Source organism: Ferrovum myxofaciens (assembly GCF_000735045.1).
Taxonomy (GTDB): Bacteria; Pseudomonadota; Gammaproteobacteria; order Burkholderiales; family Ferrovaceae; genus Ferrovum; species Ferrovum myxofaciens.
This window is the reverse complement of sequence record NZ_JPOQ01000222.1, coordinates 1-8,151: the sequence shown is the minus strand read 5'-3', so window position 1 is coordinate 8,151 and position 8,151 is coordinate 1. Positions and strand designations below refer to the sequence as shown.

Sequence of the window (8,151 nt, the reverse complement as noted above, 5' to 3'; positions counted from 1 at the left end):
TTCCCCGTTTGGATTTTTGACCAGCAATGAGATGGCAATGGGCGCACGGCTCCCCATCCCAAAAACGTTATCTTTTTCCTTGCGTCGTAATTCTCCTGCCGTTCGAGCATTCCCCCTCAAATGAAATACATAAATGCTGGAAAATTCCTCCGCCAGACACTTCCTCAAGCCATCTGCCGAATTTGAATCCAGATACCCGGCATTGGTCACAAACCCAATCACACCACTATCGCCAATCCGGTCACTGGCCCAGCGAATGGCGCGAATGTAACTGTCGTACAGGGCATTTTTTAGGACTGCTTTTGAACGGTCGGCATAGGTGCTGCGGATACGGCTGTCCAGATGCGGATATTCCACATTCTGATTATTGTCGTTGGCACTGCCCTGACCTGCTGAATAGGGCGGATTTCCCAGGATCACCCGGATATCGAGGTTCCTCTGTTTTCTTCTTCGGTTGCTGTTCTGGACCAGCATGGCATCCCCCAGGTCTTCCTTCTCATAGAGTTGGAAGGTGTCCGTCAGGCAAATGCCCTCGAAGGGTTTGTACTCTCCCCCCACGATGCCGTGGTAGGTCGCCTCGATGTTGATGGCGGCAATGTAGTACGCCAGCAGGACGATTTCGTTGGCGTGGATCTCATTCCCGTATTTGTAGGGCAGTTCTTCCGGGGTAATCAGGCCACTCTGGAGCAGCCGGGTGATGAAGGTCCCGGTTCCGGTGAATGGGTCCAGAATATGCACCCCCGGACTGCCCAGGGTCTGATCGAACTCCACCTTGAGGATGTGGTTCACGCTGTGAATGATGAAGTCCACCACTTCCACCGGGGTATAGACGATGCCCAGTCGTTCGGACATCCTGGGAAATGCGTTGCGGAAGAACTTGTCGTACAGTTCCACCACGATCTTCTGCTTTCCGGCGGCGTTGTCGATGCCTGCTGCCCGGAATTTCACGCTGTCATAGAAAGCTTGCAGGGTGTCGGCTTCCCGTCCGATCTGGTGAGATTCCAGAATGTCCACCACGGACTGCATGGCCTGGGAGATGGGATTGTGCCGGGCAAAACTGTAGCCCTCGAACAAGGCATCAAAAACCGGCTTGGTGATGAGGTGCTGGGCCAGCATCTCGATGATTTCGTCATTGCTGATGCTGTCGTTCAGGTTATGGCGCAGGTCGGTGGCAAAAGCGGCAAAGGCCGTCTGCTCCTCCCTGTTGTCCGGGTTCTCCAGGATTCCCCGGATGCGGTCGATGTGAGTGTTGGCAATTTTGGCAATGTCATTGGCCCAGTCTTCCCAGTGGTGGCGGTTGCCGACTTTCTGGACCAGTCTGGCGTAAATGGCCCGTTCGATCTCGCCAATCTCGAACTGTATTTCTTGCTGCACCGGATAAGGAGGCATGGGCGCAGGCTCACCAATCCCATGACTGCCCCGCCCGGATGGACCGCGAGGCTTGGTGATTTTGTCCTTGGTTTTGGCCGCTTGCCTTTGGATTTTGTCGGTGATGGCGATGACTTCCATCTTGCGCGGGTCACGACCAATCAAATCCAGTTTGTTGACCATGGCATCAAACCGGTCATCGTGGGAGCGTAGGGCCTGCAAGACCTGCCACACCACGGCGTAGGTCTTGTTGTCGTTCAGGGCCTCATGGGGTTCCACGCCCACCGGGATCACCACGGGCAGGATGACATAACCCAGTTTCTTGCCGGGGGCATTACGCATCACACGCCCCACCGACTGCACCACATCCACCTGGGAATTGCGCGGGGTCAGGAACAGTACCGCATCCAGAGCCGGGACATCCACCCCTTCGGAGAGACAGCGCACATTGCTCAATATCCGGCAGGTATGGTCTGGGGACGGTTCCTTGAGCCAGACCAGTTTGGCTTCCTTCTCGCTGGCATTCATGCTCCCGTCCACATGCTCGGCTTCGCAAATCAGACGGGCCTCGGTCTCGAATTCCTCCTGCTCCTGATAGGCTTCCACCACCGACTGGAACATGCCGGCGATCTGTTTGGAACTGACCTTGTGAACCTTGCCCTCCTTGGCCCGTTCGATGACCTGGCAGAAAGCCACGGCGCGACGCATGGGTGACCAGTCATCCTCGGTCAAACCCTGCTTGGATAGGGCCTTCCAGCAGCCGACGATACGGGCCGCGTCATCCACCTTGAGTTGGTTGTTTTCATCCTTGAGCAGTTCTTGCAGGCGGCGGCTGACATGGGCTTCCTCCACAGCCAGCACGATGACCTTGTAATCCACCAATAGCCCCAGTTGAACGGCGGTGGAGAAGGTAATGACATGTAAATCCCTGCCGTACAGTGCCTCGTCGTCCATGGAGCAGAGAACAACATTGTCTGTTTCTGCCTTGGCCTTGGCGCTGTTGCCATAGACCCGTGGGGTGGCGGTCATGTAAAGACGTTTGGTGGCGTTGAGATGGTCCTGGTTATGCACCCGGACGAAAGTACTTTCATCTTCGTCATCAAAGGTGGCCCCCGTGGTGCGATGGGCTTCATCGCACACGATCAGGTCGAAGGCAGGCAGGCCGTGATGCTTCTGGGCCCGGTGAATGACCTCGATGGAGTGATAGGTGCTGAAGATCACCGTCATGCCAGCATCATTTCGTCGCCGGAAAACGGCACCAGCCAGTTTTGCGGCATCCGTGGTGGCGGGATAACGCAGTTCATGAACCAGAGTTTCCACCCGGTCTTCTTCCTTCCGCTTGCCCTTCTTCCCAACATCGGAATCGGAACACACGGCAAAACTGTGCAAAGGGACCTCACTTTCCTGTGTCCACTCCGTCAAACTCTGGGACAGCAGGGCGAGGCTGGGCACCAGAAATAGAACCTGCTTTCCGGGACCGGCCAGAGACTCGGCAATCTTGAGGCTGGTAAAGGTTTTGCCCGTCCCGCAGGCCATGATGAGTTTGCCCCGGTCGGCCTGGTGCAGGCCGTGAAGTACATTTCGCACTGCTTCCTTCTGGTGCGGCATCAGGGATTTTTTGGGGCGCAGGGGAGGAGCTTGCTTGGGTTGATACCGCGCCCAGTCAATCGCGCTGGTTTCTAGGTCATACAGGTCAATCCGGCTGACCGGAATGGTCTGGCCCTCGATGGCGCTTTCCGCATGGTGGGACCAGTGCAGGCAGGTGCTGAAGATCAGGCGGTGGGTAAAAGCGATTTTACCCGAAGCCGTCATGAAACTGTCGATGTCTTCCTTGCGCAGGACATAATCCGGGGCGTACAACTTGCACTGGATGGCGTGGAATTCCCCGGTTCCCCGAACCTCGGCCACCAGGTCGATCCCGGCATCCTGCGCGTTGATCCCCTGCAATCGGGCCCAGTCGGAGTAGGTCCAGGCGCTTTCGTACAGGTCGCGGTATTTGGGTTCGTTCTTGAGGTAACAGAGGATCAGGTCTTCAAAGTAGGTCCCCTTCTCGCGCTGGGTCTGGGCAATCTGGTGGTAGGCATCCAGCAGGGAAGACAGTGCAGACACAAGGCAATCCTCGAAAAACGCAAAACCACCATCCTACTCTACAATTTTCAATTTTGGTGCCTCTGGATGGAATCATGGACGCTTGTGGCTGTAGAGCGAGTGGCCGGAAAGAAAAAGGTTCCTCTACTGGGAAGTTACAATATTGTTGGGATTTTCCAATATTCCAACCTTGATCGAGATCGCCGAAGCAGGCGGACTGGAATAGGAAATGCAAATGGCTGAAATGTCTAACTGGGCCCGAGCAATTCAAGGTTAATTTCGATCAATCGCAAAACGCACCTCTGGAAGAGCATCCGTTTTGGATTCTTTAAGCAAACCTAGAAGGGCGAGATCGTTTGGATGTTGGCTGACAAGTGTATTAGCCAATTTCGCACATGCCTCTCGAATACCGGACGCACTAATTGCTTCTTGGCCGTTGGGTTCTATGTTGATGTAGTTTGCTGCGTTAAAGGCGTTCTGTATGGCATCTATCAGTGTTATTACTTGCTCTTCGGATAACTGTTTATTTTTGAAAAGTTCACCTGCAACCAATAGTAACTGTTGCAATCCCACGGTGCGACCTGATTCGATAATGGCGATCAGTCTTGAAATCAGACTGCTGAGTTGTAATGAACTTTCCGCCTCGAATAGCCCCATCCATTTCTGCAAAGCAATCGCTGCATAACTCACCTCAGTTGCATCACGGCCTTGTAATGCATTTCGGATAATTCTTTTAACATCGGTCGCAATGTCTTCATTAATCTGTGAAAAATAAACTAAGGCAGGTATCACGAAGAATGCCCCTTCGATCTCTTCATAAAACGCCTTCAATTGTTCAAATCGCTCAGCGGTTTTCGCCTCATTAGACAGTACAGGCGCAATCGCATAGGAAAGTGCGTTGCTGATGCTTTGTATTAATTGTTTCCGATAGCTATCGGCAATAGCGCCAAAAAAAACATCTTGTTCTATTTGTGGTCGCCACACCACCAAACGATCAAACAAGGCTAATGCCTGGTCTTGTGTTGGTAGCAGGCGCGTTGTCTCATTGGCAGCGGCATTCGCCATACCTTTATAAATCACGATGGCTCGGTGAATTTTCGGTGATGGATAAGACTGTGGTTTTTCCTGAGTATCTGTCAAAACCTCTTCACCATGCTCATACAAATGACGACTGACCAGCGCCTTGACCTGTCCTGCATCTAGTGTAGGCAGAAGGAGTAAGGCATGAGGGAGTAGACCTGTATTAGGAAAAACCTGGTAGGTGGGCGCACTACCCCAAAGTACGCTTGCTAACTTGTCACGCTCGATCTGCGTGAGAAATCCTTCTTTTTCAACCAAGGGTAAAAGCCTTAACAAGGCGGCAGTGCTTGAAACCGAGCCGCCTGGCGTCACTGCTTCTATCAACTCGCCAACCCGCCTTTCGATGCCGGGGTATGTTTCACGTTCGTCGGGGTGATTGATAACGGGATTTGGGAAACGAGGGAAATCCCTGTTCACCGCCATCTCGCTTTGCAAGGGAAATGCTAACGCATCCGCCAGTAATTCTCCCTGTTCTGATTCTGGAATACTTTTTAGCGAATGGGTCAGTAGGTGGTTAAAGGCATCAAACAGCCAATGATGCTGTAAATTTCTCTGCTGTCCGAGCGAGACTGACAATCGGAATATTTCTTTGGCTTTTTCAGGCAACACACGAACGACGAGGCGCGCCAGAACTTCTATCAGCACACGAAGGGCAGATAGCGCATAGCGTTGTTGATTTGTGGTTTCCTTGCTGCGTTTTTCTCGCCAGTAGCCAATTACTGGCAAGATGCGGTCGACCAAGGTATCCACAACCTCTTTTGATGCACACGCCACACCGATGCGCGTAAATACCCCTTTGATCGATGGGGAGTTTTCGTCGCTGGCTGCGCGAATCGCCAAGGTATAATCCCATAACTTAACACCGATGCCACCAGACAGCATCAATTTTTCGACACTCCCTGCAAGCAGATTGGTGCCCATAAAGGCACTACCTGAGCGCAAGGGGATACCCACACTTCTACTCAATCCCTCCAGCAGCAAGAACTCGGATGAGTCGTTGCCAGTCGAATGCTTGTTTGAGTTATCCCGATAATGGCCTTGTTCAAACGAAGGTTCGATGGAGTTTTTATTTTTAAGGTACTCCTCTTGTTGCTTGCTAGCTTTCTCTTGAATGTTTTCGATCCAATCCCGGGGGTCGCACTTCCAATCTTTAAAATTAGGTAATGCTTCTACCGTTCTGCCGGTTTGATATTGTGTCACCGCCTTTAATAACCAATGCGCCCAAGTCAATCGAGACAAAATACGGATTGAATTCCGGTTGTGGCGATAACGCTCTCGCAGTTCACGATAGGCTTCCGTAATCAGTCGTTCACCGTCATCAAATCGCCCCAACTCCATCAGCAATGCTGCTTGCCTGAGTTTCCAAACCGGATCTTCGCCAGCAATCTTTTCAACCAATGCCTCCATGCCCACATAGTTCAGTTCATCACGCGCCGTAAGAACTTGGTGATAAGCAATTTCAGCAGCGCAGTCTGGCAAATACTGCGCGTGTTTTTCCAGCATGGCGACCAAGACTTTTACGCGTTCTTGAATTACCTGTTTTCCTACTTCATCGTCTGCAACTAGCCAGCAACTGTTTTTGAGCAACACCAAAACAATTTCCATTTGCTGGCGTTTGTTCAGGCCGCATGGCTCATCTGGATTGCAAACTTGGAAAAGTGCCTCCGCCAGCCAAGAGGAAATATATTCAAAAGTAATGCTGTGCCGCCATGCGATTTCGTAAAGGAGTTTGGCGCGATCATCGGATGCAAGAGCGGCGATATTTTCAGCATTGGGGTATGGTTTGCTCAGTTGATTCTGCACCCGCCACCGTAGCGTCGGTGGACATACCAACCAACCCGGATAGGATTCGCGATCATTTTGCAATGTTTCCAATTCTCGCTTTAGTAATGTGGCAGCGTATTCGGGTTCTTTGCGTTGGCGGATCAAGTCATCATGAGTAACTTGCTGTGAGCCCAAATTACTTGGCGTCCATTTATGGGGTTCTACCTTGGAATTGCCCTCATCCATCATCGCTTTCAAAAACATTCCTGTCGCCATCTGATGCCTAAGATCACGGTCATCAACATATTTCACCGCATCCCACAAATCAATCGGCGCGATGTTGATGGACTCCAAATACTTGCGCCTCGCTGCTGTCAACTTCAATGCCCCAACCAAATATATTTTTCTGGCATGTCCAGCCAGGTGATCTCGTACCCAACCCGCCCAATGCAAGAAATTTGGGTCGTCACCCGAGAACCCCAGTAGGCAAAGTTCATTTTCGATAAATACCTGCCGTGCAAAATTGACGAACGGGGCAAACTTCTCTGGGTAGGTGCGGTAGTCCTCTTGCGCCGCGATGAAGGTGTCAGTCGTACCTATCGTGCCGTGGAGTTTAACGATACGTGGCGATGGTGCCCACGTAAAATCAGATGGCTTGGTAACAGTGGTGTAATAAGGGCCGTGAACATCCTTGGCAGCACGCTCCAACAATGTGTCCCAATTTGTGGTCATGATTTCTGACCACGGCAATTTCAGCAGCGACAGGTACATATCGCCAGTTCGCCATGCGTCATCATCGATTTCATCTCGAATTCGGGCATTCAGTGCTGCCTGCCCAAAGTACGCGCGGTATTCTTCGGCAACGCGCAAAGGGTCTGAAAAACTCAAATCATCGCCGTTGGGATTGAGTTCCGTTGCTAGCTTTTCGCTGAATTCGTACCAAAGCGGCATCTTTTTCTCACCACCGACGTGACGCGCCGCGCTACGACTAAAGCCTGCGCCAATCATGATGGCCGCGCCATGTTGGTTGCTATCAAACTGATGCAGTGCTGATGCCAACTTTTTGATGGCAGGATAGTCGGAAAGATCGCTTAACTTATGCATTGTTTTCACTGGTAGAATTTGCAGATGGTGCGGCACCCTTTGTCATATTCTGCGACTATACCAGCCATAGTGTCCTATGTCTGAAGTATCCGGATTTCCGGCATCCGGCATCCGGCACAGGGTACGTGGTAATTAAGCGGCGTTGTATTTTCCCGGATAATTTTTCCGCATACTCTCCTCCAGATTATGACACGGGAGAGCGAGTATGGAAACCAAGCGAGGTGGCAGGAGATTTCGCCACAGCAGGCAGGATTGGCAGGGGTTCGTGTCCGAGTTTCTGTCCAGTGGTCAGAACTGCAAGAACTTCTGTCGGGATAAGGGATTAAATCCATCCCGATTGATGCGCTGGCAAGGGGTATTTCGCAATCTGACTTCCCACGCCATCAGCCAGATGCAACCCGTAGGGTTTATGGATCTGGGTACGCTGCATGTTTCCGAACCTCAACGCCAGACAGGAACCCTTGAACTCAAACTCGATCTGGGGATGGGGTGGTGGTGACACCCTCACCAGAAACTGATGTTCTTTCCAGAATCACGGGTCCGACTACGCTGTATTCTGCTCCGAAATAAAAGCAACTCAGAGATTCGACGAGCCTTCCGAGGATGGAAAACATGATCGGGTTCAACCCAAATAAAGAAGGATTCCAAGGGCGATAAAACAGGTCGTTCCGGTGGTAGGATTCCCCTGTCGCATGGGGAACGCCAACCCCGGAACACCTGCCATTTCCGTGTTCTGGGGCGCCAACC

Annotated in this window: 3 protein-coding genes; 1 reads left to right on the top strand and 2 read right to left on the bottom strand. The window is 51.9% G+C overall.

Features of this window, described 5'->3' with window-relative positions; genetic code table 11:
* Both IV91_RS0112965 and IV91_RS0112960 read right to left on the bottom strand, forming a co-directional pair.
* Positions 1 to 3,477: DEAD/DEAH box helicase (locus IV91_RS0112965; RefSeq protein WP_035418207.1), on the bottom strand; the 3,477-nt coding region annotated here is incomplete at its 3' end.
* Between the two features lie 252 nt (positions 3,478 to 3,729).
* Positions 3,730 to 7,404, bottom strand: coding sequence for an SIR2 family NAD-dependent protein deacylase (locus tag IV91_RS0112960; protein WP_031599132.1), 3,675 nt, complete (start codon positions 7,402 to 7,404; stop codon positions 3,730 to 3,732).
* A gap of 205 nt (positions 7,405 to 7,609) precedes the next feature.
* On the opposite strand from IV91_RS0112960, the gene tnpA reads away from it, so the two are divergent.
* Positions 7,610 to 7,903, top strand: coding sequence for an IS66 family insertion sequence element accessory protein TnpA (gene tnpA, locus IV91_RS0112955; protein WP_031599129.1), 294 nt, complete (start codon positions 7,610 to 7,612; stop codon positions 7,901 to 7,903).
* The last annotated feature ends 248 nt before the right edge of the window (positions 7,904 to 8,151 follow it).

Bases quoted from the DNA above. Each gene is read 5' to 3' on its own strand.
- IV91_RS0112960 (WP_031599132.1), bottom strand. From the start codon at position 7,404: ATGCATAAGTTAAGCGATCTTTCCGACTATCCTGCCATCAAAAAGTTG.
- tnpA (WP_031599129.1), top strand. From the start codon at position 7,610: ATGGAAACCAAGCGAGGTGGCAGGAGATTTCGCCACAGCAGGCAGGAT.